Raw genomic sequence first — 25,642 nt, 5'->3', positions numbered from 1 at the left:
GCGAATTCTTCAAAAAAATCCTTCCTGCGCTTTTTCCGACTCAGCATAATGCCGGCTTGAGGGGGATATGAGCGACTCGTCGACACCAGATCCACTCATGCTTCGCCCCGTGCCACTAACCTCGGTACGGGAGAGAGACGGCCGTCCGTACACGCGATTTGCCGACGTCGAAGAGGAAATCGCCGAGGTCCTCCAGTCTGACAGGTCGGGCGCCATGCTGCTTGAGGCGCCCTCGAGATGGAAAACCCAGACGCTCGTCTACTTCGCCCGCAACGGCGGCAAGCGGCGCGAGCTGACTGGTCGCCTGGTGCGCGAGGTCATGACCCGCGCCGGCAAGATCGTGGCGTTGAACTGCCGCGGGTTCAGTCCAACCGACGTCGACGAAATCGCCGGCGAGGTCAGGACTCACCTGGTGAAGCTGATACTCACCGAGACGCCGACCCGGATGTCGGAATACCTCGAGATCGACTTCAGTGGTTCGGTCGCCAGCCAGACCACCAAGCAGCGTGCAAAGCTCAAAGACAAACCCAAGCCGCGCATGGTCGCTAGCGCCTCAACGACCATGAACGACTTGGACCCTCTCGATAGCCTGGTCGACAAGGCGGCAATCAGCGCTCTGGACGAACTCATCCGGAAGACTAGCCCGCCTATCCGCCACTCTCTGGCGAGTTCGACTCATCCCAAGGCATCGCAGTCGAGGCCATCGAACGCTACGAGAAATGTCCGAGACGCTTCTATTATGAGGATGTGTTGCGGTTGCGATCACGGTCCGACCGGGCGCCTTATCTGCGCTTCCTTTCGGTCATCCGGTCGACGCTCAAATGGATGAACGCGGCGGCGCCGGCGGCACGCACCAGCGAGTTCGACGAGCAATTCGAGTTGAGGTGGGCCGAGCAGGGCCCTGTCGATCATCCGCACAACACAGTTTACCGTTCGACGGCTCGGCAGATGTTGCGCATGGCTCAGCGCGAGTTGATGGGGGAAAACCTTGATCTAAGTCGCGAGGCCCTGGTGGGCACACGGAGGGTTCTGCTCCAGGCTGACAATATTCGGGTGGGCGAAAGCCAGATCGTGGTGCAGCGGCTCAAGGCCGGGCGCCTCGCCAAAAAGGAGACGCAACGAACCCGTGACAAGCTCCTGTTCGCTGCCGTTTCCCGCGATTATCCGACAAAACCGGTCGTCTTCGAGCACGTTTCGCTTCTCACCGGCGACCGCGCTATCGGGGCGACGAAATCTGATTCAAAGATCACTGACGAGGTGACGGCCGTACCGCCAGGATAAGCCGACGCCGATGCGCGATCGTGGCATCCTTGTCGGCGGCCAACCAATCGTCAGGCTTCGCCGCAAGGCTCTCGAGGCAGCGGATGCGCGCCGAGGTCGACAGATTTGTGAGGGTCTTTGCCGACGTGACGTATCATGATCGGTACACATCATTTTGTACGCTGGTCCGAAATCGTGTCAGCTTGAATTTCAGCTTACGACCCCGATCAGGACCCTGACGCTCCGGCCCTGATAGGCAACCCTTGACCCTGAACAGCCTTAGCCTTCAGCAGTGGCGAACGTCGTAGAAGGGGTGGCAAGCAGAGGGTCGTGAGCAAAGCGCTGAATGACCGGGGTGCGGACAAACGAGCCATCGCTTATAGCGATGGCCACCCTTGCTCCCTTGCGCGAGTCGTGCCCCGAGCCTTTCTTTGGCCTGAAGCTTAACTCGCTGGCGAGCACCCGGGGACGATCAAGCCGCCGCCGAACAGTGCAAGGGGCGGCAGACGGTCTCTCGCCAGCAACCGAAAATGCGGCCCAGATGGGCTCACCGGCCGAACCCCAAGCATCTTGATCGCGCGCGTTTTACGCGGAACGCGCGTGGCTTCGGAGACCGGCGTTTCTCCTTCGGTTAGCTCGATGATCGCAACCGGTTCCTCCGAACTCGTTCCGGAATTCCGGGACCGGTCGTCCTCCGCCTCCTATGCTGCCACAGGCGCCGCCAGGAGCTGTTCGACGAACCGGAATGCAGCCGGACGGTTCTCCTCCCAGGTCGCCAGGATCTGGTCTGGCGGCAGGATGAACCCGCCTTCTTCGAAGGTGCGCGGCCTGAGTTCGACCGTGAACGACGGTATGCCGTAGGTCCCGTAGGTCCAATCCGTTGTATCGCCCGCGGTTGGGTAGAGCTCGGAAGACTGCTGCGGGACATAGGTCTTGCCATGCACCCCCTTAATCAGGGTTTGCATCTCCTGGGCCATCCCCACCATCTGCTCCCGATGCTGAACGTCCGGTATGGGCTTCTCCGTGTAGCCCCAGGGGTAGAGTATGAGCTGAGAGTAGCTGTGATAGGTGATCACGCCGGCGAAGCGTTCGCAGCCTATGAGATCGCGGACCGCCTGGGTCTCCGGCTCGGAGAAAGCGCGCGGGCCGACATAGGTCTCGTCGCTCGGCACGTGGCTGGAAGTGGGCACGTCAAGAATGCCCCACATGTAGCCATAGTTGCGGTTCGGGTCCACGCCGAACGAGCCGTCGTCGTTCCTGCGGCGGTTCTTGCGCCAAAGCCGCTCTTGTGCCCGGCTGTGTTCATGGCCGTCCGGGTTGACCAGCGGGGCGACCCAGACTTCTCCGCTCGTAAGCCAACCTGCGATCGGCGCCTCGTCAGCCCGCTCGACGAGTTCCTTGGCGAGCAGGAAGGGCACTTCCACGGCGATCCACTCGCGCGCGTGGTGGCAGCCCATGAAGAGAACCTTGGGAACACCGCCGCGACGGTCCCCGATCCGCAAGGCAAGGATGGGCCGGCCCTCGATACTTCGGCCGATCTCGATCAATTGGGCGATGTCCGGCTTCGCTTCCGCAAGCTGCCGCAGCTCCTCCTCCAGGCTGGCTGCCGAATGATACTGCTCCGCCGCCTCGGCGCTGGCGAAGGTGGACAGGTGCCGCGCCACATCCTCGAGTTGCTCGACGAGGTAGCCCATGCTGGACAGGCGGTCCAGCTGAGCCTCGGTTGCACGAAGGATCAGGTGATCCGGCTTGACCTCCCAAACGTCGATGCCCAGCGGCACTAGAAGAACGTCCCCAAGCGGCTTCTGCAGTCCCGAAGACGTGACCTTGGCGATCAGGTTCATGCGACCATCTCCTTCCTTCGATAAAGCGAGCCTGATCAAGGACCCTCGGATTGCCCGTCGAGGTGATCGGAGCTGGGTGCTCCACTTTCCAGGTCGGCGATCGTGCGGAGGCGCTCGACGCCAGCTATTCGTCGGCGCTCGAGCTCGGCAATCGTCTGCTCTGTGGCAACCGCCACGACGGCGTCAGCTTCCCGTTCCCAGACATCAAGGCTCAGTGGAACCTTCAGGAGATCGTCGACTTTGCGACCCGCAACTGGAGTGAGACGAACCAGCCAGCGGACCGTCGCGCCCTCCGCCATATCAGGTGCTCCTCGGCATATTATGCAGCCTGTCTCGACTTTAGCCTCTCCCGAAGTGAGCTGCAACGCCGCCCCCGAAGCCGGTCAGCCCATGCCATGCTGTGCAGACCTCCACACGGAGCCGATCGGGGCGAGGCGGCGCGGGGAAGCTTGCCGATGCCCCACGGCGGGAGGGCACTGGCATGAATGACGGGAAAGACACTCGAAAGCCGCTGTCGCTTTGCACTTAACCAGGTTCTTCCTCAAATTGTGTGGTGAATGATTGATCGGCTGGACCGTTGTCGACATTGGCGCTCAAACCGAGGAACGGATCAACAGATTGAAGACTCTCAACGCTCAATGCATGGCCGCGCGAGCGCCGAACCGCTGCAAGCACGGATGTTGCCGGTCAGTTCGCCCATCGCCTGGTGGCGAAACGCCTCATAACAAGCCGCCGGATACCAGTGGCATCCCCCGAGTATCTCGCTGCGCATGGCACACCGGGATCGTTGGCGGAGATCGAGAGCCATTGTGGAATCCTCTATGCCAACCGCAATGCCGACTGGCGCTTCGGCAGTCCGGGGAACTGGACCGTGATCCGCCCTCGCGCGGCGCTTCGTGTCAATAACGGCGTGGTCATGCGCGACACCGCTGTCGCCGGCCTCGGCATTTCGCTGCTGCCTACCTTCTTCGTCCACTACCAGCTTGTAGACGGGGCCCTCACCCGAATCGACATTGGTGTAGAGGCCGAAGGCGCGGAGCTGTTCATCGCTTATCCGCGTGAGCGCAGTGCGTCAGCCAAGGTGCTCGCGCTCATCGAAAGTCTGCGGCGAAGCTTCGGCGATCCGCCTTATTGGGACCGAGCGTCCGACCAATCGCCGAGTCGCAACACGCGTCCGCCTTTTGAAGCTTAGAAGAACCGTCACCGTCGCGCCGGAATGTGCCGCCGGCAATCTTGAATTGATGAGCCGCGTGTGCATTCCATATCACCAACAAGCGTTTGCGGCGGAAGAGCTATGGTCGCGAAACTAGTACAGCCAGTCCTTCGAAGCTCATATCGGGCGTTCTGCGGCTCAGGTGTTTGAACCAGCGGAACGCACCATTTCGTGACGTTCACGACAATAAGCGACAAGGTCGCCGTTCGCACGCATCGCGGCCGTCCGAATGTCCGCTATCGTTTTTCGGACACCAGAAGTTGCCGGCCTGCTTCCGGCCCCGGTCCTGCCGGACGGCAAGGCGCCCACAAGCGGTCGTCAAGTATGCCCCATAGCTCCATCTGCAACCTTGTGAGAACACGCTAGCCGGCGTTCGACCAACCGGCGGCGGCGGGCGGCCTGAAATGTGCAGATCGAGAGACAGTCGCCCATCACGTTTCCCTTCCACTCTGCCATTGTCTGGAACCCAATCGGTTTCAGATGACTTGTTCGTGGATAGATCTCGAAGGGAGAAACCATTGTCCGCACCTGACGAAATGGATGTCGTCCTCGAAAAGCTGCCTTTGAGGATCGGCGCCTACATACCCGACGACTTGCTGGAGGACTGGTTCGCGCCGGGAACGGGCATGAACCCGGTCAGCAAGGAAGCGCTGGCGGCCGCCAAGACTTACGGATGGCGCTTCGAATGCGAGTTCAAGCACTATCCCGAACGGATGGAGGGCGTGTTCTGGAAGTGGGTGCCGGCGAAATCTGATCCGCGCAATTGCCATGGGCCCCTTGGCGCTTTGCCGCCAAGCGTGATCGCTCTCCTGGTCGCCTTAGCCTACCGGCGTCGTCACCTTTCCGGTTCCGCCGCATTCGGGGCAGGTGCGGCCGTCGATCATGCCTGTCCCCGCGCAGCGGTGACACATATGCTCGCCGGCAATGCCTGCCGGGTCGACATTGGCTTGATCTTCCGCAAGTTGCGCAGGTTTGCCTTGCAGCTTGCCTCGCAACCGGGCGGCGGTCTCGTCGACTTCAAGCGGCGTGCTGCTGTCGTCCGGTTCGCCGGATTGGCCGATGGTTTCGTTGCGCGGCCGGTCGTTTGTGCCTGTCGTTATCTTCTGAGCCATTGCAGTACTCTTTTGCGGTGGCGCAGCTCTCAGCTCCTGCGGTTCGAACGCCTCAGCTCCGCAGAGGTTCCGGTTGGCAATCGTTCGCCGGCTGGCCCGGACGGAAGTGGCAACAGCCAAGCGCATCCAGGCTGAAACGGCACGAGTTCGGGGCGTCGCCCAAGCAGGACGGGAAATCCCATCGATGGCGCCGCGCCGCCTTTGCGTCAGCGCTACGGCAGCCGCTCCGAGCGCACTTTCACATCGTCGCTCAGCTGCCGCACGATCCCGGCGGTCTTGCGGATATCCGCTTCGTCGAGAGCGACGCCCATGGTCGAGGCGATCGCTATCAGCTGGGCGTTGAGCTCGCCGTAGCGCACGGCGCCTTTGCGCGTCAGCTGCACAAGCTTCGAGCGCCGGTGTTTTGGATTGTCGATGAATTCGACCAGCCCCTCAGCCGCAAGCTCATCCGCCAGCCGCTGCATGCGCTGACGGCTGGTGGGCCGCATCTGGGCGATCTGCGGCACGGTGAGCGGACCAAGCAGCGCCAGGCTTCGCATGAAGCCGAACGCACCGCCGCCCCAACTGGTGATGAGCCCTGTCTTCTGGCCGAGAGCCCGTATCCTGAAGAAGCACTGGGCCACTTCGAGCATCAGCTCGGTGATCGCCTCGGCCTTGCTGTCAACGATGGGGGCTCCCGTCGTTCGGTCAGTCCCGTGTCGTGCCGACGCCATTTTTTTATTTCCCTTTTTCCGGGCCAATTTCTGCGATTGACACCGCCGTTGTCAACTTCTAGAATGACACCTTAGTTGTCATCTCTAAGTCGCTATGGGCATCGTCGCCCTAGGCATCTGCGGGAGCAGACATGGAAATGGCTGGGCAAACCGACAGTGGAACCGCAGGTGTCATCGCGAGACCGCCGCTGCTGTTTCTCGCTGCTTTCCTGATTGGCTTCGTGCTGGATCGCCTGCTGCGCTTGCCGTTCCCCAGGAATGACCTGGTCACCTGGATCACCGGCGGCTCGCTGATCGTGATCGGTTTTGCGCTTTTCGCCGCGGGCATTCGCAACTTCATGCGCGCGGAGACGCCCGTGCCGACGAATGAGCCGACGCGCGTGCTGGTGACGACCGGCATCCACGGATGGACGCGCAATCCGATCTACCTCGGCATGTTCCTCATCTATGGCGGCATCGGAGTGGCCGCGCAGAATATTTGGATCCTTGTCCTCACGCTGCCTCTCGCAATCCTGATCCGCTACGGCGTCGTCGCCCGCGAGGAGGCCTATCTCGAGCGGCGTTTCGGCGATGCCTATCGCGACTACAAGCAAAGCGTGCGGCGGTGGCTCTGACGTCGCAGGAAAGCCGATCGCGTGCTCTGATCCCAAAGTCCTGCCGAGCTGGTACTATTTTGTCGGCTGACGACGATCCAGAACCAACGCTTAGGGATTTCAAATGAAACTCGGCTTCATCGGCACAGGCGCGCTCACAGCCGCGATTGTCACCGGACTTAAATCCGCCGCGGACAATTCCGTATCGGTGCTCCTGTCGCCTCGTAATCAAGAAATCGCTGCCGGCCTGGCGCTTCGCTACCGCGATGTACGCGTTGCACCGGATAATCAGGCCGTCCTCGACAGTTGCGATACGATCATGCTGGCGGTTCGGCCGCAGATTGCGCATGAGGTGCTTGCAGAATTGCAGTTTCGTCGGGACCATCACGTCGTCAGCCTGATCGCCACCCTGTCGCGCGAGGAAATAGCCGCGTTGATCGCTCCCGTGGAGCAGGTGACGAAAGCACTTCCCATGCCGATGATCGCTCACAGGCAGGGAGCGACAATCATCTGTCCGCCCGATCGGCGCATGTCGGCGTTTTTCGGCCGGCTGGGAAAGGTGATCGAGGTCGATGATCCGAGCGAGTTCGACGCGCTGAGCGTCGTTACCGCGACATTTGCCAGCTATTTCAAATATCTCGATACGATCCATGGCTGGCTGATGGAGCATGGCGTCGCGGACGCGCAGGCGCACGACTATATCGCCACCATTTTCAAAGCGCTGGCCAACGCACCGGAAACAGCGCCGGATACCGGCTTCATGGATCTGGCGGAAGATTATGCAACGCGCGGCGGGCTCAACGAACAGGTTTTGCGCGAGCTCACGGCCCGGAATGTCTTCGATGCCTTCGCAGAAAGCCTGGATGGCGTGCATCGGCGCATCGCGGCAGGAGCAGCGCCGCGCATTGGTCCTTCATCGTGACGATGACAGTCGACCCTGCCGTAATCCTCCACACCAGCTCGCCGGCCGTGGCGATGAAGCTGTTGCGGGAAAAGCATCCGGGGCTGCCAGTCTACCCCTGTGACAGCTACGCCGGTCTGGCCGCCCTGATAGAACAGACAAAAGCCGAGGTCGTCTACTCCATGCGCTTCGACGGTACCGCGCGCTTTCCGCGCTCCGCTCTCCTGGAGAGCCCGACGGTGAAATGGGTGTCGGTCGGCGGGTCGGGGACGGATCATCTGGGTCCCTGGGATCCCGAAAAGGTCACGGTGACGAACGCCGCCGGTGTCGCGGCCGATATGATGGCCGAATATGCGATGGGGGCGATGCTGTCCTTCTCGCTGGGTCTTCGAAATTTCGCCAGGCATCAGCGCGCGCGGACATGGATCACTGGGGCGGTCGAGCCAATCCAGGGCAAGACCTTGCTGCTGCTCGGCCTCGGCAGGACCGGGCAAGCATTGGCCCGGCGCGCCAAGGCCATGGGGCTGACGACGCTCGGCGTGCGTGCGCATCCGAGGCCAACCGCCGATGTCGACGAGGTTCACGGCATCGAGGCATTGCCGGGGCTTTGGGGCCGGGCCAACTTCATTGCCTGTTGCGTGCCGCTGCTGGAGGCGACGCGCGGGCTGATCGGCGCTGCGGCGTTTGCCGCCATGAAGCGGTCAGCGGTGCTCATCGACGTTTCGCGTGGCGGCGTCGTCGATGAGGCAGCGCTGCTGTCGGCACTCGACGGCGGCCGTATCAAAGGCGCCGCGCTCGATGTCTTTTCGACCGAGCCGCTGCCGGCGGATCATCCACTTTGGCGGTATGAGAACGTGATCGTCACCCCGCATTGCTCGTCGGTCTATGAAGGCTGGGAGGAGAAAGCCCTCGATATGTTTGCAGACAATCTCAGCCGCTATCGGCGCGGCGAAAAGCTGCTCGGCGTTGTCGATCCAATGCGCGGTTACTAGTTCCTCTGCACAGAGGATTTGGTTCTTTGACTGAGCCTGAAGGAGGCTGTGATGGTTGCCGCCGATCGATCTCCTACTGCCAATCTCGAGGGTTTGCGATTAGCCATAAGCCACCACACCTTCGTCATCCCAGGGCGGAGCAAGGAGCGCAGCGACGCGGCGCAGACCCTGGGATCCATTCCGTGACATCAGCCGGGGAATGCAGCGGACCAGAACGGTGCTTGCATCCGCAACGGTGGCAGCTACCCTTCCACCATGACCGGCTATGCCTATATGACCGCGAGCCAGAAGCGCGGCACGATCTACATCGGTGTCACCAACGATCTTGGCCGCCGCATGCCGGAGCACAAATCCGGCCAGGGCTCGCGCTTCACCAGCCGCTACGGTGTGCAGCGTCTGGTCTGGTACGAAGAATATTTCGACATTCGCGATGCCATCCAGCGCGAGAAAGTCGCTGAAGCGCTGGCCACGCCAATGGAAGATCGAGCTGATTGAGAAGACCAACCCTGAATGGTTCGAGCTTTTTCGCGGGACCGGGTGGTAGCGTTCGGTTCTGGTCCGCTGCATTCTTCGGCTGGCGTAACGGCATGGATCCTAGGGTCTGCGCCGCGTCGCTTCGCTCCTTGCTTCGCCCTAGGATGACGAAGTGGAGGGGTGTTTCGGCCAATCTCCAACGTTTGCGATTTGCCACTGAAATTGGCTGAGAGGAATTGTCGACGGTCGCTGCCGATCGGCCCAACCTTGTCAAAATCACTGTGCAGAGGAACTAGCGATGAAGTCTCCCAACGGCGCCTCGATACAGGAAGCCGATGTCGCGATCATCGGCGGCGGCATTGCCGGAGCGAGTGCGGCCTATGAGCTGGCGGCAGGCTCGTCGGTCATCCTGCTCGAGCGCGAACGCCATTGCGGTTACCATTCCACCGGCCGGTCGGCCGCGAGTTTTACCGAGAATTACGGCAACGCCATCATCCGACGGCTGGCGATCGCCAGCCGGTCTTTTCTCGAAGCGCCGCCCGAGGGCTTTTGCGATCATCCCTTGATGCTTCCACGTGGCATGCTGACCATCGCGCGCCAGGATCAGCTGGGCCGGCTTGAAGAGGAACTCGAAAAGGCCAGGCAATTCGTGCCGTCGATCCACCGGGTCAGTCGCGAAGAGGCGTTGGCGCGCGTGCCGGTGCTGCGAGCCGATTATGTCGCCGGTGCGATCGTCGAACCGGGCTGTCGCGAGATCGACGTCAACGAGCTTCATCAGGGTTTCCTGCGCAATGCGCGCAAGCGTGGCGGCCGGATCGTCATCAATGCAGGCGTCGACGCGATCGAGCGGCACAAGGGTCGCTGGATCCTGCAGACGAGCCAGGGACTGTTCGCCGCGCCGATCGTCGTCAATGCGGCCGGCGCCTGGGCCGACAGGATCGCTGCGTTGGCTGGCGTTGCCCCGATCGGCCTGGTGCCGAAGCGACGCACCGCATTCCATGTCGCGGCACCGGATGGCGTCTCCATTGCCGGGTGGCCGCTGGTCAACGATGTCGGCGAGGAATTCTATTTCAAGCCGGACGCCGGCCGGATTTTCGTCTCGCCGGCGGATGCGACCCCGAGCGAACCGATGGACGTCTATCCCGACGATTTCGACGTCGCCGTAGGGGTCGATCGCCTGCAGCTGGCGACGACGATCGACGTGCGCCGGATAGAATACCAATGGGCGGGCCTGCGCAGCTTTGTGCGCGACGCCTCGCCGGTGGTCGGCTTCGACGACAAGGCCGAGGGTTTTTTCTGGCTGGCGGGCCAGGGCGGCTACGGCATCAAGACATCGCCGGCGCTGGCCAAGGCATGTCGCGATCTGATCGGCACCGGACGCTTGCCGGATGAACTGTTGCGCCAAGGCATCGAGCCGGGCGATCTTGCGCCTGGCCGGATCAGGGCGACATCCGCGCCGGAGGAAAAAGCATCGTGAGGAAGGATGACCGCATGACAATCGAACGCTTCGAGAATGGCCCACGCTTCTGCCGCGTGCTCAGCCACAATGACATTGTCTATCTGGCCGGGATGACGGCCGATGATCTGTCGGGCGACACCACGCAGCAGACGCGCGACGTGCTCGCCAAGATCGACACCTATCTGGCGAAGGCCGGCAGCAACAAGTCCAGGATCCTGAGCGCCACGGTATGGCTGCGCGATATTGAACGCCGCCTGGGACGCTTTTGTCGATCAAGGCGCCTCGGCGACGGCCGGCGCAGGTTACATGTGTGCGTGCGTTGTATACCTTGGCGATTGGCGGAAACGCCTATCGCTTCGTCATCCTGGGGCGGAGCAAGGAGCGAAGCGACGCGGCGCAGACCCCAGGATCCATGCCGTGACCTCAGAGCGCTGATGCGGTGCAGAATTCTGCTCCGCTGCACACTTCGGCTAAGGTTACGGCATGGATCCCAGGGTCTCCGCGACGTCGCTTCGCTCCTGCTTCGCCCAGGGATGACGAAGTTGAGGAAGGCTTCGGTCAATCGCGAATGTCTGTGACCAAAACGAATGATGAAGCTTGGCCGCTAAACTAGGCCCTCAGCCTGACCCCGTCAGGATCGAAGAACGGCATCGGCGCCATGCCGGTGCGCAACGGTCGAGGCTGGCTCGCCGGCGACGGCTACCGCGTCGAGATCATGGTGACCGCGGCAGCATGAACTGCGATCTATTGGAGAGACGACGCCATGGCTCGAGACCTGACCATCGCGGTCTGCCAGACCGGCCCGATACAGAAAAGCGCGCAACGCGCCGAAACGGTGGACCGGCTCATCGCGCTTCTGGAAAGGGCGGCTGCCGCCGGCGCCGAAATCGCGGTGTTTCCCGAACTGGCGCTGACGACCTTCTTTCCGCGCTGGCGGATCGACGACCAGGCCGAGATCGAGGCGTTCTTCGAGCCTGATATGCCGGGCCCGCAGACGCAGCGCCTTTACGACGCCGCGGCGCGGCTCAAGATAGGCTTCGCGCTCGGCTATGCCGAGCTGGCGCGCGTCGACGGGGGCCGCTTCAACACGATGGATCTGGTCGGGCAGGACGGCAAGCTTGTCGGGCGCTATCGCAAAATCCATGTGCCGGGATCGAGTGAGGCGGAACCGGGCACGACCGTCCATCTCGAGCGGCGTTATTTCGAGCCGGGCAATCTCGGTTTTCCGGTCTTCGTCTATCGCGGCGTGCGCGTCGGCATGGCGATCTGCAACGACCGGCGCTGGCCGGAGACCTACCGCATGCTCTGTCTCAACGGCGCCGAAATTGTCCTGATCGGCTACAACACGCCGCTGCTGCTCGATGAGGCGCCGGCGCTGGCGCATCTGCGCATGTTCCACAATCACCTGCCGATGCAGGCCGGCGCCTATCAGAACACGGTCTGGGTCGCGGCAGCGGCCAAGGCCGGCGTCGAGGACGGCCAGGCCCTGATCGGCGGCTCCTGCATCATCGCCCCGACCGGCGAAATCGCAGCGCAGGCGATGTCGCTCGACGATGAGGTGATCGTCCATCGCGCCGATCTCGACCTGATCGCCGTCTGCCGCAAGGTGAATTTCGACTTCGCCAGATATCGCCGGCCCGACCAATACCGGCTGATCGCGGATCAGGTTTGAGGTGACAGTCCTCGCTGGCGTCAGAGCGCTTTGCGTTTTGGTGGAACCAAAACGGCGCCCTAACTTTTTGTTTTAACGCATTTTGTCGGACGCCAAACGAAGACGTTTGGCTGCAAAATGCTCTAGGAAACAGCAACGAGATGACCGTTGCCAAGATCCTTCAGGGCCAGTTTCGGCGGCTGTTCGCCGATTTTTCGAGTCGGGCTCGGGATCTCCTGATCGAGACGCGCGAAACGCGGCCGGCGCTTTGCCGGATCGGGCACCGGCACGGCCTCGATCAAGCGCTTCGTGTAGGGATGGCGCGGGTTCGAAAAGACTTGGTCGCGGGTGCCCATTTCGACGATCTGGCCGAGATACATGACGGCGACACGATCGGAAATGTTCTCGACCACCGCCATGTCGTGCGAGATGAACAGATAGGCGATGCCGAATTCGCGCTGCAGTTCCTTCAGCAGGTCGAGCACGCGGGCCTGCACCGACACGTCGAGCGCCGAAACGCTCTCGTCGGCGATGATGAGTTTGGGCCTGAGCGCCAGAGCGCGGGCGATGCAGATGCGCTGGCGCTGGCCGCCCGAGAATTCGTGTGGATAGAGCTCCATCTGGTCGGCCGACAGGCCGACGCGCTCGAACAATCCCGCCACAAGCTGGCTGCGCTCTTCCTTCGAGGCGATGCCATGGATCAACAGCGGCTCGGCAACGAGGTCGCCGACGCGCATGCGCGGGTCAAGCGAGGCATAGGGATCCTGGAAAATCATCTGCACGTCGCGGCGAACCGCCTTGCGCTGGTCACGGCCAAGGCCTGCCAGATTGCGCCCGCCGATCACGATATCGCCGTGGTAGGGCACAAGCCCGGCCAGCGCCTTGGCTGTGGTCGACTTGCCGCAGCCGGATTCGCCGACCAGCGCCAGCGTCTCGTGCGGCGCGATCGAAAAGCTGATGCCTTCGACGGCGTGGACACGGCGGTTCACTTGGCCGAAGAAGCCACCGCGCAGGTCGAAATGGACATGCAGATCGTTGACCACCGCCACGCTTCCGGGCATTTCCGCTTCGACGGATTTTTGTTCGGCGGATTTTTGGCGGCCGACGCCAGTACCAATGCGCGGCACGGCGGCGAGCAGTTCACGCGTATAGTCGGCTTGCGGGCGGGCAAAGATATCGGCGGCTGTTCCCTCCTCGACCATGCGGCCGTGCCGCATGATGACGACGCGATCGGCCATTTCGGCAACCACGCCCATGTCGTGGGTGATGAGGATGACGCTGGTGCCGTGTTCGCGCTGCAGATCGCGCAGCAGTTCCAGCACCTCGCCTTGAACGGTGACGTCGAGCGCCGTCGTCGGCTCGTCGGCGATCAGCACATCCGGTTTCAGCGCCAGCGCCATGGCGATCATCACGCGCTGGCGCATGCCGCCGGACAGTTCGTGCGGAAACTGTTTTAGCCGGCTTTCGGCTTCCGGGATGCGGACAGCCTTCAGCGCCTCGATGGCGCGCCGGCGCGCCTCGGCGCGGGACAGGCCGGTATGGGCCTCGATGGACTCGACCAGCTGCCGGCCGATCGACAGCACCGGATTGAGCGATGTCATCGGCTCCTGGAAGATCATCGCGATGCGGTCGCCGCGAATGCGGCGCATCCGGCGCTCATCGAGCCCCGCCAGATCGATGTGACCTCGATCTGTGTCATCCTGATCTCTGGCACGAAGCCGGATCGTGCCGGATTCTATCCGGGCGGCGGGCTGTGGCAGCAATTGCATGATCGCCAGCGCGGTCATCGATTTGCCGGAGCCGGATTCGCCGGCAATGCAAAGCGTCTCGCCGCGCGCGAGCGTCAGCGACAAATTGGAGACAACTTCCCGCTCACCATCCTCGCCACGCACACTGACGGTCAGGCCGGAGACTTCCAGCACCGGTCCGGCCGTGACCGAAACGGCCGGGGCAAAAACCCCGGTCCGCTTATTGCCTGCGCCTTTGCTCATTCGAAAACGCAGCGCGGGAAGTAGAACGACACCACCCAGTTCGGCATGTCGACGATCTCGCTGATCCGGAGATCGCCGCAGACCGAAACCAGCATGTAGGCCTCGACCGGGTCCATTCCGTAGCGGCCGGCAAGCAGGTCGATCATCTGGGAGACCGCTTCCCTGGCGCCCGTCATCAGGTCCGGTCCGATGCCGGTCGTCACCTCGTAGCCCTTGGCATCGAGATGGCGCGTCACCGGTCCCGGCGTGGTGAAGCGTGGCGTCTTCAGCCTGATATCCTTGACCAGGTCGAGCTTGAGCACGACATCCATCGGGCTTTCGATCGCCGTGCCGCACACTTCGCCGTCGCCCTGCGCGGCATGCGTGTCGCCGACCGAAAACAGCGCACCCGCCACCTCCACCGGCAGATAGAGCGTGGTGCCGGCCGCGAGATCGCGGATGTCGAGATTGCCGCCGACGCGCCTTGGCGGCACCACCGAGTGAAGGCCCATTTCAGCCAGCGCGTTGCCGATGGTGCCGGCAAAGGGTTTCAGCGGCACGCGGGCTTGTCTGCCGAACAGCGCTGGTTCCAACGAGGTGGCGTCGTATGTCCAGATGTTCAGTGCCGGTTGCGGGAAGTCGTCGGCGAGCAGGCCGAACCCCGGAATGTTCGCCGTCCAGCCGAAGCCGGACGGCTTGAACGCCTCAATTGTGATCTTCAGCGCGTCGCCCGGCTCAGCCCCGTCAACATAGATGGGCCCGGTGACGGGGTTCACCTTGGCGAAGTCGAGCAAAGCGACGTCGGCAACGGTGCTGTCGGCCTGAAGCTGGCCACCCGACGCATCGAGGCACTGGAACTCGATCGTCGAACCGGGCGCCACCCGCTCAGTCGGGACAAAGGAATTGTCCCAGCCGAAATGGTGATGGCGCCCGTGGATGGTGTAGTCGCAGTTATTGCACATCGGTCACATACACATTGTCGTAGTTGATCGGGATATGGACGGGGTCGACATAGAGATTGTCGGCGCCGCCCATCCGGGGGGATTTCATCGTGAAGCGCTGCTCGTTGAAGACCGGCGCCCAGGGCGCGTCTTCCATGATCTTGCGGTAGATCGCGCTCCACATCTTGGCACGTTCGCCTGATTTGGCCGGATCGACGATCGAGTCGGCCTCCGCCGCCTTGGCGTCGAGATCCTTGTTGCAGTACCACGACCAGTTCCAGCCGCCCGGAACCGCGCCGGCACAGCCGAGGATCGGTCCGTAAAAATTCGACGGATCGGGGAAATCGGCGATCCAGGCCATGCCGCCGGACCAGATCATCGGCGCGCCGGCCTTGTCGCCGCCGGCGGCGATGACATTGGCCTGCGCGAGCGACTGGACGCTGGCCTTGATGCCGATCGCCGCCAGATCCTGCTGGATCGCCTGGGCGATGCGCGGGTTGGGATCGGTGTTCATGGAGAACAGCTGGGTGTCGAAACCATCGGGATGACCGGCCTCGGCAAGCAAAGCCTTGGCCTTGGCCACGTCATAGGGATAGCCCTTGAATTCCTTGTCATAGCCGGGCATCGATGGCGGCAGCGGCTGGTTGGCCGGCACCGCACGGTTGTTGATCAGCTGGACGACACGGTCCTTGTTGATCGCCATGTTGACCGCTTGCCGCACCTTCACATTATCGAAGGGCGCCATGGTGGTGTTCATGGTGATGTAGCCGGTGTGCAACTGGCCGCCCTCGACGACACGGGCCTTCTGCTCGGGATCGGCCATTACCTCCTGGAACTTGGCCGGCGGAATGCCATCGCCGGGAATGTCGATCTCGCCCTTCTGCAGCCGCAGCAGCGCCACGATCGGCTCCTGCCCGATCTCGAAGCTGACCTTGTCGAGATACGGCAGGCCCTTGTGCCAGTAATCCGGGTTGCGCTCGAAGACGACGCGCTGGCCGAGCGTCCATTCGGCGAACTTGAAAGCCCCGGTGCCGACCGGATGCTTGCCGAAGTCCGCGCCGTATTTCTCGACCTCCTCCTTCGGCACGACATGCGAGAAGTTGATGGCCATGACATGCAGGAAGGTGGCGTCGGGCCGGGTCAGCTCGAACTTGATCGTGTAGGGGTCGACGACGGTGACGCCCGCCAGGCTTTCCGCCTTGCCTGCAGCGACATCCTCATGGCCCTTGATCGACCCGAAGAAGCCGGCGCCCGGGCTCTGCGTCTTCGGATTGGTGACGCGATCGAGCGAATATTTCACGTCGTCGGCAGTCATCTCGCGGCCATTGTGGAACTTCACCCCTTGGCGCAGCTTGAAGGTGAAGGTCTTGCCGTCGGGCGCGATCTCGTAGCTCTCGGCGAGGTCGGGCCGCAGGTTGGTGGTGCCCGGCTCGTAGTCCATCAGCCCGTCGAACAGGCTCTTGATCATCGACCAGTTCTGCCAGTCGTAGCCGATGGCCGGATCGAGCGTGGCGACGTCGTCCTTGTAGGTGATGGTGATCGCGCCGCCCGGCTTGGCGTTCGGATCGACGGCGTCTTCGGCCCGTACGCTTGCCATGCCGAGCATCAGCGCGAGCGCCGACACGGCCACGGTGGAGGTCAAGAATTTCTTCATCTCATGTTCCCTTTCTCTGGTTGTTACCGGTCTTTTTTTGGTTTTCATCTGAGCTTGATGCGCGGATCGATAAACGGAGCGACGGTGTCGGCCAGGAGATTGCCGAGCACGATGGCGAAGGCCGAAACCAGGGTGACACCCATGATGATCGGAATGTCGACGCGCTGGATGGCCTGCCAGGCAAGCTGGCCGATGCCGGGCCAGCCGAACACGCTTTCGACCACCACGATGCCGCCCATGAAGATGCCGATGTCGATGCCGATCATGGCGATGACCGGCAGGATGGCGTTGGGCAGCGCATGGCGGAAGATGATGGCGCCGCGCGCAAGGCCCTTGGCGCGGGCGGTCCGCATATAGTCCTGGCGCAGCACGTCGATCATCGACGAGCGCATCATGCGGGCGTACCAGCCGGCGCCGAGGATCCCCATGGTCAGCGAGGGCAGCACCAAATGGCGCCAGGTGCCGTAGCCGCCGATCGGAAACCAGCCGAGCCGCACGGCGAATACATAAAGGAGCAGCAGGCCGACGACGAATTGCGGCGCCGAGACGCCGACAAAGGACGCGACCATCAGCGTCTGGTCGGTGGCGGTGCCGCGCCTGACGGCGGCAAGCAGGCCCATCGTCAGGCCGATCGCCAGCTCGCAAAGGATGGCGCCGACCATCAGCAGCAGGCTTGCCGGCAGCCGCGAGATGATGAGCTCCGTGACCTCGGAACGCTGGATGTAGGAGCGGCCGAGATCGCCGCTGAGCAGGCTGGTCAGATAGTGCCAGTACTGGATGAAGAAGGGCTGATCGAGGCCGAGTTGCCGGCGGATGTTCTCGACCGTCTCGGGCGTGGCGCTACGGCCGGCGATCTGTTGGACGGGATCGGCGGGCAGCAGGTAGAGCAACGCAAAGGTGATCAGCGAGACGCCGAGCAGGATGAGCAGCGATTGAATGACGCGGCGGCCGAGATAGGCGATCATGCCCGGCCCCTTTGCGTCGGATCGAGGATGTCGCGCAGCGCATCGCCGATGAGGTTGAAGGCCAGCGCCAGCGCCAGGATCGCCGCACCCGGAAAGAAGACCAGCCAGGGTGCTGCCTGGAAATAGGTCTGGTTCTCGAAAATGATGTTGCCCCAGGATGCGGTCGGCGGCTGCACGCCGATGCCGAGATAACTGAGCGTTGCTTCGAGCAGCACCGTGGTCGAGATGCCGAGCGTGCCCCAGACGATGATCGTCGGCAGCAGATGCGGCAGGATATGGCGAAACAGGATGCGTGATGCGCTGGCCCCGATCGTACGCTCGGCGTCGATGAACTCGCGCTCGGCGAGCGAGCTGGTCTCGGTGTAGATGACCCGCGCGGTCTGCACCCAGTTCACCAGTGCGATCACCATGGCAACGATCCACAGGCTCGGCTGGAGCACCGCCGCCAGGCAGATGGCGAGCAGCAGCGCCGGGAAGGCCATCATCAGATCGGTGAAGCGCATCAGCGCGCCGCCGATCCAGCCGCGGAAATAGCCCGCGGTGACGCCGACCAGCGTGCCGATCAGAAGCGCCACGCCGTTGGCGACGATGCCGATGATCAGCGAGGTGCGTGCGCCGAAAAGGATGCGGGTCAGCAGATCGCGGCCGAGCAGATCCGTGCCCAGCCAGAAGCTGGCATTCGGCGGCAAGGGCGCACCTTCAAGCGTCAGCCCGTCAAACATCTGCTCGTTCGGATCGTAGCCCGTTAGCCACGGCGCCAGGATGGCGCCAGCCACGACGACGGCAACGATCCCCAGGCCGATCAGTGCCAGGGGACGCTTGACCAGGCGCCGCCAGACACCGGCCCGTGGCCTGGCCGGCACACGCCCGGTTGCCGGGAGATCAGGCGCGATGGGACTGGTCATCGCCGCCTTCTTCCGTCATCGCCACGATCCGGCGCGCGGCCTCCTCGACACTGATCTGCCAGCTCATCGCCAGCGACCGGAGCTGCGCATAGGCGCGGCCGTCCTCGGCGCCTTTCGACAAGGCCTCCACTGCGCGCACGATGGTCTGGCGCTCCGCGACGCGCAGGCGAAGCGACGATATCTCGCTTGCCAAAAGCTTGCGCGCCTCGAAACTCTGCCGCGCGATCAACAGGGCGCTGTAGACGCCGGCATTGCCGACCGGCTTCAGCAACTGGGCGTCGGCCTTGTGCGACAGCGCCCACTCGATGCGGCCTGGCGCTTCGGAGCCGATCAGCGCCACCAGCGGCATCGGCGCCTCGCCCGGCGCCCATGGGAATTGTTCGTCGAAGCCGAGATCGGCATCGAAGAAGACGAAGTCCGCCACGAGCGCCTCGGCCGGCAGTTCCGGCCAGCAGCCGACCGTCTCGAGGCCGATGGCCGACAATTGCCGCGTTATCGCCTGCACCGTCGGATGCGGACGATGCAAGACAAAGGCCCTGGCGCCGCCGAGGTTCGGGATGCGCGGGACCTTGCTCACGACACCACCCTCAGGCGTGGGCGGCCGAACGTCTCGGTCCGGTCATAGCGGGACAGATAGGGGTCGGGCGCGACACCCTTGGTCAGCGTGACGGTCCTGAACGCGGTCCCCTCAATGCGCCCGATCTGCACCGGCAAGGTGGCGTGCTGGGTTTGCGGATCGATGGAGATGTCGCCGAGCGGGGTTCGAAACGAGGTTCCGGCAAAGGCCTGGGGAAGGTCCGGCCATTGTGCGCCGGGATTGCGGGCGAGAATCTCGGCAAGCGTCCGCACCGAGGCATAGGCCGCCGCCTCGAAGGACGAGGCAGGCATGATGGAGGGCGCCGAATCGCCCTGGCGATCCGCTGCCGAGATATCGTGAAAGTACGGCCCGACGGAAAGGTGGCCATTGCCCGCCTCGTTGAGCGCCGGCAACTCGCATTCGGTCAGATTGCAGGACAGGATCGGGCAGCGCTCCGGCCTAAAATGCGGGTCGCGTTCGGCAAGTTCGGCATAGGCCGCGATGAAGGCATAGGACGAGGAGCCGATCAGGTTGTTCAAGATGAACTCCGGCCGGGTCGCCTGGATCTCGGCGATCAGCCTGGAGACATCGACCTCGCCGAGCGGCAGGTAGCGCTCGCCCAAAACCTTGCCGCCGGCGTCGGCGATCAGGTCGCGGGCGACACGGTTGGTCTCCCAGCCCCAGATATAGTTCGAACCGAGCAGGAAGCCGTTGGCACCGAAGCGCGGCACGACATGGGCCAGCAGCGGGACGAGGTGCTGGTTCGGGCAAGCGTGCATGTAGACGACATGCTCGTTCGCTTCGAAGCCCTCATAGGGACAGGCATACCAGAGCGTGCCGCCGGCGCGCTCGAGGATCGGGATGACCTCCTTGCGGCTCCATGACGTGATGCAGCCAATGATGTGGCGCGCACCGCTGTTGGCGAGAATGTCGGCGCAGCCCGTCGCGTAGCCATCGATGTTGCCTTGCGGGTCGCGCTCCACCGGAACGAATTCGACCGGGATGGCGGGATCGGCGTTGATGTCGGCGATGGCCGTCATCGCACCGGAACGGCAGGATTCGGACAGCAGGCGGTAGTTGCCCGACCGCGAGTAAAGGATGCCGATTTCGATACGCCGTCCCAAAGCAAATCCCCAAATAACAATGCCCCGCAGCCGCCGCCGCGGAAGGCGAGGCATACGAGGCATTTTTGCCGCCCGGCGGTCAGAGCCGGTATTTTCCCCATTAGCGTATTCGGTACGGCGGGTCAGTCAAGCGGGAAAGTGAGAGCGGGGAAAGCGACCGCGTTGCGTCTGGTTGCGCGAAGGGGCCTCGCCGAGAATTCGTCCTATCTCAGCGGTGGGCGCGTTTCTCGTCCGTCGCCGCCCGGTCGATCGCCAGCCCATCCTTCGACAGGGAGACGCCAAATTTCTCGCCGGCCTGTTCGGGCGTATAGTACCCCAGCCTGACATCCCTCAGCACCAGTTCCGGATCGCGCGCCAGGGGATCGCCATAGCCGCCGCCGCCCGGCGTGCCGACGCGCACGCGGTCGCCGGCTTTCAGCGCGATGTCCTGCTCCTTGGAGAGGTGTGGCGGCACATGTTCCTTGCCGTCGCGGAACACGGTCACCGTGTTGACCGCGCCGTCCTTGCCGCCGAGCGCGCCTTGCGGGCCGAAACGGCCGTGGTCCATGACGAAGGAGGCGCGGGCGTCGCCGCGCAGGATCTCGACTTCGTAGGCGAGGCCGAAGCCGCCGCGATGCTTGCCGGCGCCGCCCGAGCCTTCACGCAAGGCATAGTGGCGGTAGAGCACCGGAAAAGCCTGCTCCATGATCTCGACCGGCGGCGATTTTGAAATGCCGATGGTCGAGCAGCCATTGGTCAGGCCGTCATGACCGGCATTGCCGCCATAGCCGCCGCCCGAAATCTGGTACATGACGTAGTCGCGGCCGCGCGCCGGATCGTTGCCGCCGAGCGCGAAATTGCCGCTGGAGCCGGCAGGAGCCGCCGTCACCTTGTCCGGCAGCGCCTGCACCATGGCCGCGAACACCGCTTCGGCGATGCGCTGCGAAACCTCGGCCGCGCAGCCCGACACCGGGCGCGGATATTTGGCGTCGAGAAAAGTGCCTTCCGGCCGCTTGACGATCAGCGGCTCGAACGCGCCGGCGCTGATCGGCACGTCAGGGAAAATATGGCGCATAGCGAGGTAGACCGAGGACAAGGTCGTCGCCAGCACGCTGTTCATCGGCCCGGCACAGGGTTTTGACGAGCCTGAAAAATCGAAGCTGAGCGTGTCGCCCTGTTTCTCCACCGTCAGCGCGATGGTCAGCGGCTCGTTCACCACCCCGTCGGAATCAACGAAGGCCTGCGAGCGATAGATGCCGTCAGGAATGGCTGATATGTTGGCGCGCATCTGTTCGGCAGCGCGGCGGCGCAGTTCGGCGATCGCCTCGACAACGGTTTCGTCACCGTAACGATCGAGGATCCCAAAGAGCCGATCCTGGCCGATCAGCAGTGCGGCCGCTTGCGCGCGGATGTCGCCGATGCGCTGGTCGGCAACCCTGATGTTGGAGCAGATGATGGCGTAGATCTCCGGATCGAGCACGCCCTTCTTGAACAGTTTCACCGGCGGCAGCCGCAAGCCTTCCTGCTCGACCGCCGTTGCCGAGGCAGAAAAACCGCCCGGCACCGAGCCGCCGATATCCGGCCAGTGGCCGGTGTTCGACAGCCAGCAGAAGATCTTGCCATCCCTGTAGACCGGCATGGCGAAGCGCACGTCCATCAGATGGGTGCCGCCGAGATAGGGGTCGTTGACGATGTAGATGTCGCCAGGTTCGGGCGGCAGGCAGCGGCCGTCGGCGATCATTTCGATCACCGTTTTGGTCGAGTACTGCATGACGCCGACGAACACCGGCAGGCCCTGGCTGCCCTGTGCGATCAGTGAGCCGTCGACGGCCGAATAGATGCCGTCGGAGCGGTCATTGGCCTCGGCGATGACAGGCGAGAAGGCGGCGCGCGAAAAGGTCAGGTCCATCTCGTCGCAGACCTGCTGCAGCGCCGCCTGGATGACCGAAAGCGTAATAGTGTCGAGCTTTTCCATCTCAGGCCTCACCAATGTCGATGATGATGTTGCCGTCGCCATCCGAGCGCGCCCGGTCGCCGGGCTCGAGCACGGTGGTCGCGTCCATCTGCTCGAGGATCGCCGGCCCTTCGATGACGGCGTCGAGCGGCAGCTTTTCCCTGACGTAGACCGGCGTGTCATGCCAGCGTCCGCCATACCAGACCGGCCGGATTTCGCGGCGCGCCTCATCAAGCGTTCTGGCGCGGCCAGCCGGGTCGATCAGCCGGGACAGATCGATCGCCGGCCGCACGCCGGTCACCGAGGTGTTGAGGTTGACCAGATTGGCGCGGATCTCCGGCAGCTCGACCTTGAAGCGGGCGAAATAGGCCTTTTCGAACAGCTGCTGCAGCACCGCGCGCGTCACCGAAGACGACGGCAGCGGCACGTTGATGATGTGGGTCTGGCCGACGAACTGCATGTCGGCGGAATGCGTGACGCGGATCGTCTCCGGCTTCACCGCTTCCTTGCCGATCAGCTCTTCGCCTTTGTTTCGGTGCCGTTCCAATACGGCGTGGAGCTTGGCTTCATCGAGCCGCGCCACCGGCTGGTTGACCGTGTTAACGAAATCGTGCCTGAGATCGGCGACGACGCAGCCGAGCGCATTGGTGATGCCTGGCCGCGCCGGCACCAGCACTTTTGGCAGGCCGAGCTCGCGCGCCAGTGCGGTCGCATGCAGCGGCCCGGCGCCGCCGAAGGCGAACAGCGCGAAATCGCGAGGATCGTGGCCGCGCGACACCGAGACCATGCGGATGGCGCCAGCCATCTTGATGTTGCCGAGCCGCAGCACCGCGCCAGCCGCCTCGACGCCGGACAGGCCGGTGGGGCGGCCGATCCTGTCCTCGAATATGCCGGTGACGTGTTCGACGGTGACGGGATTCTCGACCGCGAGCAGCTTCTTCGGCGCCAGCCGGCCGAGCACCAGATTGGCATCGGTGATGGTCGGTTCAACGCCGCCGCGCCCGTAGCAGATCGGGCCGGGATTGGCGCCGGCACTTTCCGGGCCGATCTGGATCAGGCCGGCCGCATCGACGCGGGCGATCGAGCCGCCGCCGGCGCCGACCGTATGCACCGCCACCATCGGCACGTGGATCGGCATCGCATATTCGATCTCGATCTCGTTCGACACCGCCGGTTCGGCATTGCGGATCAGCGCCACGTCGGTCGAGGTGCCGCCCATGTCGTAGGTGACCAGGTTTTCGAAGCCGGCGCGTTTTCCCGTATAGGCGGCGGCGATGACGCCGGAGGCCGGGCCGGACATGACGGTCTTGGCCGATTCACGTGTGACAAAGCGGGCCGAGATCATGCCGCCATTGCCGTTCATGATCAGGAAATCGCGGGCGTAGCCTTTTGACCCCAATTCCTTGCGCAGCCGTTCGACATAGCGCTCGAGGATCGGCTGCACCGAGGCGTTGACCGAAGCGGTGACGCCGCGCTCGAATTCGCGCGCTTCCGACAGCAATGCATGGCCTGTCGTGATGTGGCCGTTCGGCCAAAGCTCGGCGGCGATCTCGGCGGCGCGCCGCTCATGCGCCGGATTGGCATAGGAATGCAGGAAATGGATGACGAGGGATTCGCAGCCGGCCTCGATCAATTCTGAAACCGCCGCGCGCATCCCCGCCTCGTCGAGCGGGATGCGCACCGCGCCCGAGGCTTCAACGCGCTCCGACACTTCGAGCCGAAGGTTGCGCGGAATGATCGGGACGAAGCTGCCGGTCATGCCATAGGGCTGCGGCCGTGTCCGCCGGCCAAGCTCGATGACGTCGCGAAAGCCGCGGGTGGTGATCATGCCGGTCTTGGCCAGCCGGCGTTCAAGCACTGCGTTGGTGGTGGTGGTCGTGCCGTGCACGATGAGGTCGATGCCGTCGACCGGGAAGCCGGTGGCGCCAAGCGCCGAAACGACGCCGAAGGCCTGGTTGTCGATAGTGGTCGGGGTCTTGGCGATATGCACCTTGCCACCGTCCCGGCCGTCGATCAGAAGCAGGTCGGTAAAGGTTCCGCCGACATCGATGCCGGCGACGACGCTGCCCAGGGAATCCAGCGCCTGCGCCGAAAAATTCTCTTCCATTGTCGAAACCCGAAATGTCAGGACTACAGATATGTCTCAGTTTGGAAAGGTGTTTCACGCTGGCGTCTTGACGCAAATATCATTTGTATACTAATAAATTCCGGACACAAGAGCTTACCGCTTGGCAGTGTGCAAACGGCACGCCGGAACCTGATCGGTTGGGGCGCGCAGGAGAAGGTTTGGCGTCAGCGCCCTCGGGTTGGCCAGAAGGTTAGGTTTGATGAACACCATATCAACGCTCAACACCGCCGGCGCCCGGCCGCTGCAGTTCCCGATACCGGCCAATGTCTATGCCGAAACCGTGGTCTCGGTGAAGCACTATACCGACCGGCTGTTTTCGTTCCGCATCACCCGGCCGCAGTCGCTGCGCTTCCGCTCCGGCGAATTCGTCATGATCGGCCTGCCCAACGCCGAGAAGCCGGTGTTCCGCGCTTATTCGATCGCCAGCCCTGCCTGGGACGACGAGCTGGAATTCTTCTCGATCAAGGTGCCGGACGGCCCGTTGACCTCGCAGCTGCAGAAAATCGAGATCGGCGACACCGTCATCATGCGGCAGAAGTCGACCGGCACGCTGGTTGTCGACGCGCTGACCCCGGCCAAGCGCCTGTTCATGATCTCGACCGGCACCGGCATCGCGCCTTTCGCCAGCCTGCTGCGCGACCCCGACACCTATGAGAAGTTCGACCAGGTCGTGCTGACCCATACCTGCCGCGACAATGCCGAACTCACCTACGGCCAGGAGCTGGTTGCAGAGCTGGAGAACGACCCGCTGATCGGCGAGCTGACCGGCGGCCGCGTCACCCTCTACAATTCGACGACGCGCGAAGGCTCCGAGCGCATGGGCCGCATCACCGCGCTGATCGGCTCGGGAAAATTCTACAGCGATCTCGGCATCGACAAGCTCGACCCGGAGACCGACCGCATTATGATCTGCGGCTCGATGCATATGCTGCGGGATGTCAAGGAACTGGCCGAAAGCCTCGGCTTCCAGGAAGGCTCGCTGCATCATCCGGCGAGCTTCGTCGTCGAGCGCGCGTTTGTCGGCTGAGGCGACCATGGAAATTTAGCCGAACCATCCCTCCACTTCGTCATCCTAGGGCGAAGCAAGGAGCGAAGCGACGCGGCGCAGACCCTGGGATCCATGCCGTTACGCCAGCCGAAGAATGCTACGGCCCAGGATAAATGCTGATCTGTAGTGATCCTTCGCGCCCCCCTCTGTCCTGCCGCCCTCATAGTCTCTGCACCCGTCGTGAC

22 protein-coding genes and 2 pseudogenes are annotated in these 25,642 nt (G+C 63.3%); 12 read left to right on the top strand and 12 right to left on the bottom strand.

Features of this window, described 5'->3' with window-relative positions; translation table 11 throughout:
* Positions 1 to 214 precede the first annotated feature (214 nt).
* Positions 215 to 829 carry a hypothetical protein gene (locus tag BQ8482_RS38935; protein ID WP_244602598.1) on the top strand — a complete coding sequence of 205 codons (615 nt, stop codon included), beginning with the start codon at positions 215 to 217 and terminating at the stop codon, positions 827 to 829.
* Positions 826 to 1,281, top strand: coding sequence for a hypothetical protein (locus tag BQ8482_RS02200; RefSeq protein WP_342210921.1), 456 nt, complete (start codon positions 826 to 828; stop codon positions 1,279 to 1,281). The genes BQ8482_RS38935 and BQ8482_RS02200 overlap by 4 nt, the downstream gene beginning before the upstream one ends.
* 680 nt (positions 1,282 to 1,961) lie before the next feature.
* Here BQ8482_RS02200 and BQ8482_RS02195 read toward each other — a convergent pair.
* Both BQ8482_RS02195 and BQ8482_RS02190 read right to left on the bottom strand, forming a co-directional pair.
* Positions 1,962 to 3,104, bottom strand: coding sequence for a M14 family metallopeptidase (locus BQ8482_RS02195; RefSeq protein ID WP_123146082.1), 1,143 nt, complete (start codon positions 3,102 to 3,104; stop codon positions 1,962 to 1,964).
* 35 nt (positions 3,105 to 3,139) lie between these two features.
* Entirely contained in the window at positions 3,140 to 3,403 is a 264-nt protein-coding gene (locus tag BQ8482_RS02190; RefSeq protein WP_123146081.1) for a hypothetical protein, read from the bottom strand.
* Positions 3,404 to 3,810: 407 nt separating this feature from the next.
* Here BQ8482_RS02190 and BQ8482_RS02185 point away from each other — a divergent pair, with 407 nt between their 5' ends.
* Both BQ8482_RS02185 and BQ8482_RS40255 read left to right on the top strand, forming a co-directional pair.
* Positions 3,811 to 4,296: a LysR substrate-binding domain-containing protein gene (locus BQ8482_RS02185; protein WP_280178795.1), complete on the top strand. Its 486-nt coding sequence runs from the start codon at positions 3,811 to 3,813 to the stop codon at positions 4,294 to 4,296.
* Positions 4,297 to 4,835: 539 nt separating this feature from the next.
* A pseudogene (locus tag BQ8482_RS40255) lies at positions 4,836 to 5,063 on the top strand (hypothetical protein); the annotation flags it as partial.
* A gap of 578 nt (positions 5,064 to 5,641) precedes the next feature.
* On the opposite strand, the gene BQ8482_RS02175 reads toward BQ8482_RS40255, so the two are convergent.
* The gene (locus tag BQ8482_RS02175) at positions 5,642 to 6,142 is read right to left on the bottom strand and encodes a MarR family winged helix-turn-helix transcriptional regulator (RefSeq protein WP_123146079.1); all 501 of its coding nucleotides are present in this window, start codon (positions 6,140 to 6,142) and stop codon (positions 5,642 to 5,644) included.
* Between the two features lie 137 nt (positions 6,143 to 6,279).
* On the opposite strand from BQ8482_RS02175, the gene BQ8482_RS02170 reads away from it, so the two are divergent.
* The 7 genes and pseudogenes from BQ8482_RS02170 (at position 6,280) to BQ8482_RS02140 (ending at position 12,233) form a co-directional block, all read left to right on the top strand.
* A complete protein-coding gene (locus BQ8482_RS02170; protein ID WP_165848397.1) occupies positions 6,280 to 6,756 on the top strand; it encodes a methyltransferase family protein in 477 nt (158 codons plus the stop codon).
* A gap of 103 nt (positions 6,757 to 6,859) precedes the next feature.
* On the top strand, positions 6,860 to 7,657 hold the full coding sequence (locus BQ8482_RS02165; protein ID WP_123146077.1) for a pyrroline-5-carboxylate reductase: 798 nt from the start codon (positions 6,860 to 6,862) through the stop codon (positions 7,655 to 7,657).
* A gap of 2 nt (positions 7,658 to 7,659) precedes the next feature.
* Positions 7,660 to 8,628: a D-2-hydroxyacid dehydrogenase gene (locus BQ8482_RS02160; RefSeq protein ID WP_123146076.1), complete on the top strand. Its 969-nt coding sequence runs from the start codon at positions 7,660 to 7,662 to the stop codon at positions 8,626 to 8,628.
* Positions 8,629 to 8,883: 255 nt separating this feature from the next.
* Positions 8,884 to 9,172: pseudogene (locus tag BQ8482_RS02155) on the top strand (GIY-YIG nuclease family protein).
* A gap of 228 nt (positions 9,173 to 9,400) precedes the next feature.
* Entirely contained in the window at positions 9,401 to 10,579 is a 1,179-nt protein-coding gene (locus tag BQ8482_RS02150; RefSeq protein ID WP_123146075.1) for an NAD(P)/FAD-dependent oxidoreductase, read from the top strand.
* Between the two features lie 14 nt (positions 10,580 to 10,593).
* The gene (locus BQ8482_RS02145; protein ID WP_342210920.1) at positions 10,594 to 11,139 is read left to right on the top strand and encodes a Rid family hydrolase; all 546 of its coding nucleotides are present in this window, start codon (positions 10,594 to 10,596) and stop codon (positions 11,137 to 11,139) included.
* 185 nt (positions 11,140 to 11,324) lie between these two features.
* Positions 11,325 to 12,233, top strand: a complete 909-nt coding sequence (locus BQ8482_RS02140) for a nitrilase-related carbon-nitrogen hydrolase (protein WP_123146074.1) — start codon at positions 11,325 to 11,327, stop codon at positions 12,231 to 12,233.
* A gap of 122 nt (positions 12,234 to 12,355) precedes the next feature.
* Here the strand turns inward: BQ8482_RS02140 and BQ8482_RS02135 are convergent, their stop codons facing one another.
* From BQ8482_RS02135 to BQ8482_RS02095, 9 genes are all read right to left on the bottom strand, one after another.
* Positions 12,356 to 14,203, bottom strand: a complete 1,848-nt coding sequence (locus BQ8482_RS02135; RefSeq protein ID WP_123146073.1) for an ABC transporter ATP-binding protein — start codon at positions 14,201 to 14,203, stop codon at positions 12,356 to 12,358.
* Positions 14,200 to 15,144, bottom strand: coding sequence for an acetamidase/formamidase family protein (locus BQ8482_RS02130; protein WP_123146072.1), 945 nt, complete (start codon positions 15,142 to 15,144; stop codon positions 14,200 to 14,202). Before BQ8482_RS02130 ends, BQ8482_RS02135 begins: the two co-directional genes overlap by 4 nt.
* Positions 15,134 to 16,720 carry an ABC transporter substrate-binding protein gene (locus tag BQ8482_RS02125; RefSeq protein WP_425294078.1) on the bottom strand — a complete coding sequence of 529 codons (1,587 nt, stop codon included), beginning with the start codon at positions 16,718 to 16,720 and terminating at the stop codon, positions 15,134 to 15,136. Before BQ8482_RS02125 ends, BQ8482_RS02130 begins: the two co-directional genes overlap by 11 nt.
* Positions 16,721 to 16,821: 101 nt before the next feature.
* Positions 16,822 to 17,742 carry an ABC transporter permease gene (locus BQ8482_RS02120; RefSeq protein WP_123146070.1) on the bottom strand — a complete coding sequence of 307 codons (921 nt, stop codon included), beginning with the start codon at positions 17,740 to 17,742 and terminating at the stop codon, positions 16,822 to 16,824.
* On the bottom strand, positions 17,739 to 18,647 hold the full coding sequence (locus BQ8482_RS02115; protein WP_123146069.1) for an ABC transporter permease: 909 nt from the start codon (positions 18,645 to 18,647) through the stop codon (positions 17,739 to 17,741). Before BQ8482_RS02115 ends, BQ8482_RS02120 begins: the two co-directional genes overlap by 4 nt.
* The gene (locus BQ8482_RS02110; protein ID WP_123146068.1) at positions 18,625 to 19,224 is read right to left on the bottom strand and encodes an ANTAR domain-containing response regulator; all 600 of its coding nucleotides are present in this window, start codon (positions 19,222 to 19,224) and stop codon (positions 18,625 to 18,627) included. The genes BQ8482_RS02115 and BQ8482_RS02110 overlap by 23 nt, the downstream gene beginning before the upstream one ends.
* Positions 19,221 to 20,348, bottom strand: a complete 1,128-nt coding sequence (locus tag BQ8482_RS02105; RefSeq protein WP_123146067.1) for a transporter substrate-binding protein — start codon at positions 20,346 to 20,348, stop codon at positions 19,221 to 19,223. The genes BQ8482_RS02110 and BQ8482_RS02105 overlap by 4 nt, the downstream gene beginning before the upstream one ends.
* A gap of 208 nt (positions 20,349 to 20,556) precedes the next feature.
* Positions 20,557 to 22,302: a hydantoinase B/oxoprolinase family protein gene (locus BQ8482_RS02100; RefSeq protein WP_123146066.1), complete on the bottom strand. Its 1,746-nt coding sequence runs from the start codon at positions 22,300 to 22,302 to the stop codon at positions 20,557 to 20,559.
* 1 nt (position 22,303) lies between these two features.
* On the bottom strand, positions 22,304 to 24,388 hold the full coding sequence (locus BQ8482_RS02095) for a hydantoinase/oxoprolinase family protein (RefSeq protein WP_123146065.1): 2,085 nt from the start codon (positions 24,386 to 24,388) through the stop codon (positions 22,304 to 22,306).
* Between the two features lie 220 nt (positions 24,389 to 24,608).
* On the opposite strand from BQ8482_RS02095, the gene BQ8482_RS02090 reads away from it, so the two are divergent.
* Positions 24,609 to 25,436: a ferredoxin--NADP reductase gene (locus BQ8482_RS02090; protein WP_123146064.1), complete on the top strand. Its 828-nt coding sequence runs from the start codon at positions 24,609 to 24,611 to the stop codon at positions 25,434 to 25,436.
* The last annotated feature ends 206 nt before the right edge of the window (positions 25,437 to 25,642 follow it).

It is taken from the genome of Mesorhizobium delmotii (genome assembly GCF_900149755.1).
In the GTDB taxonomy this organism is placed as follows: domain Bacteria; phylum Pseudomonadota; class Alphaproteobacteria; order Rhizobiales; family Rhizobiaceae; genus Mesorhizobium; species Mesorhizobium delmotii.
The sequence above is the reverse complement of the archived record's forward strand: the minus strand, read 5'-3'. Positions and strand labels throughout refer to the sequence as shown.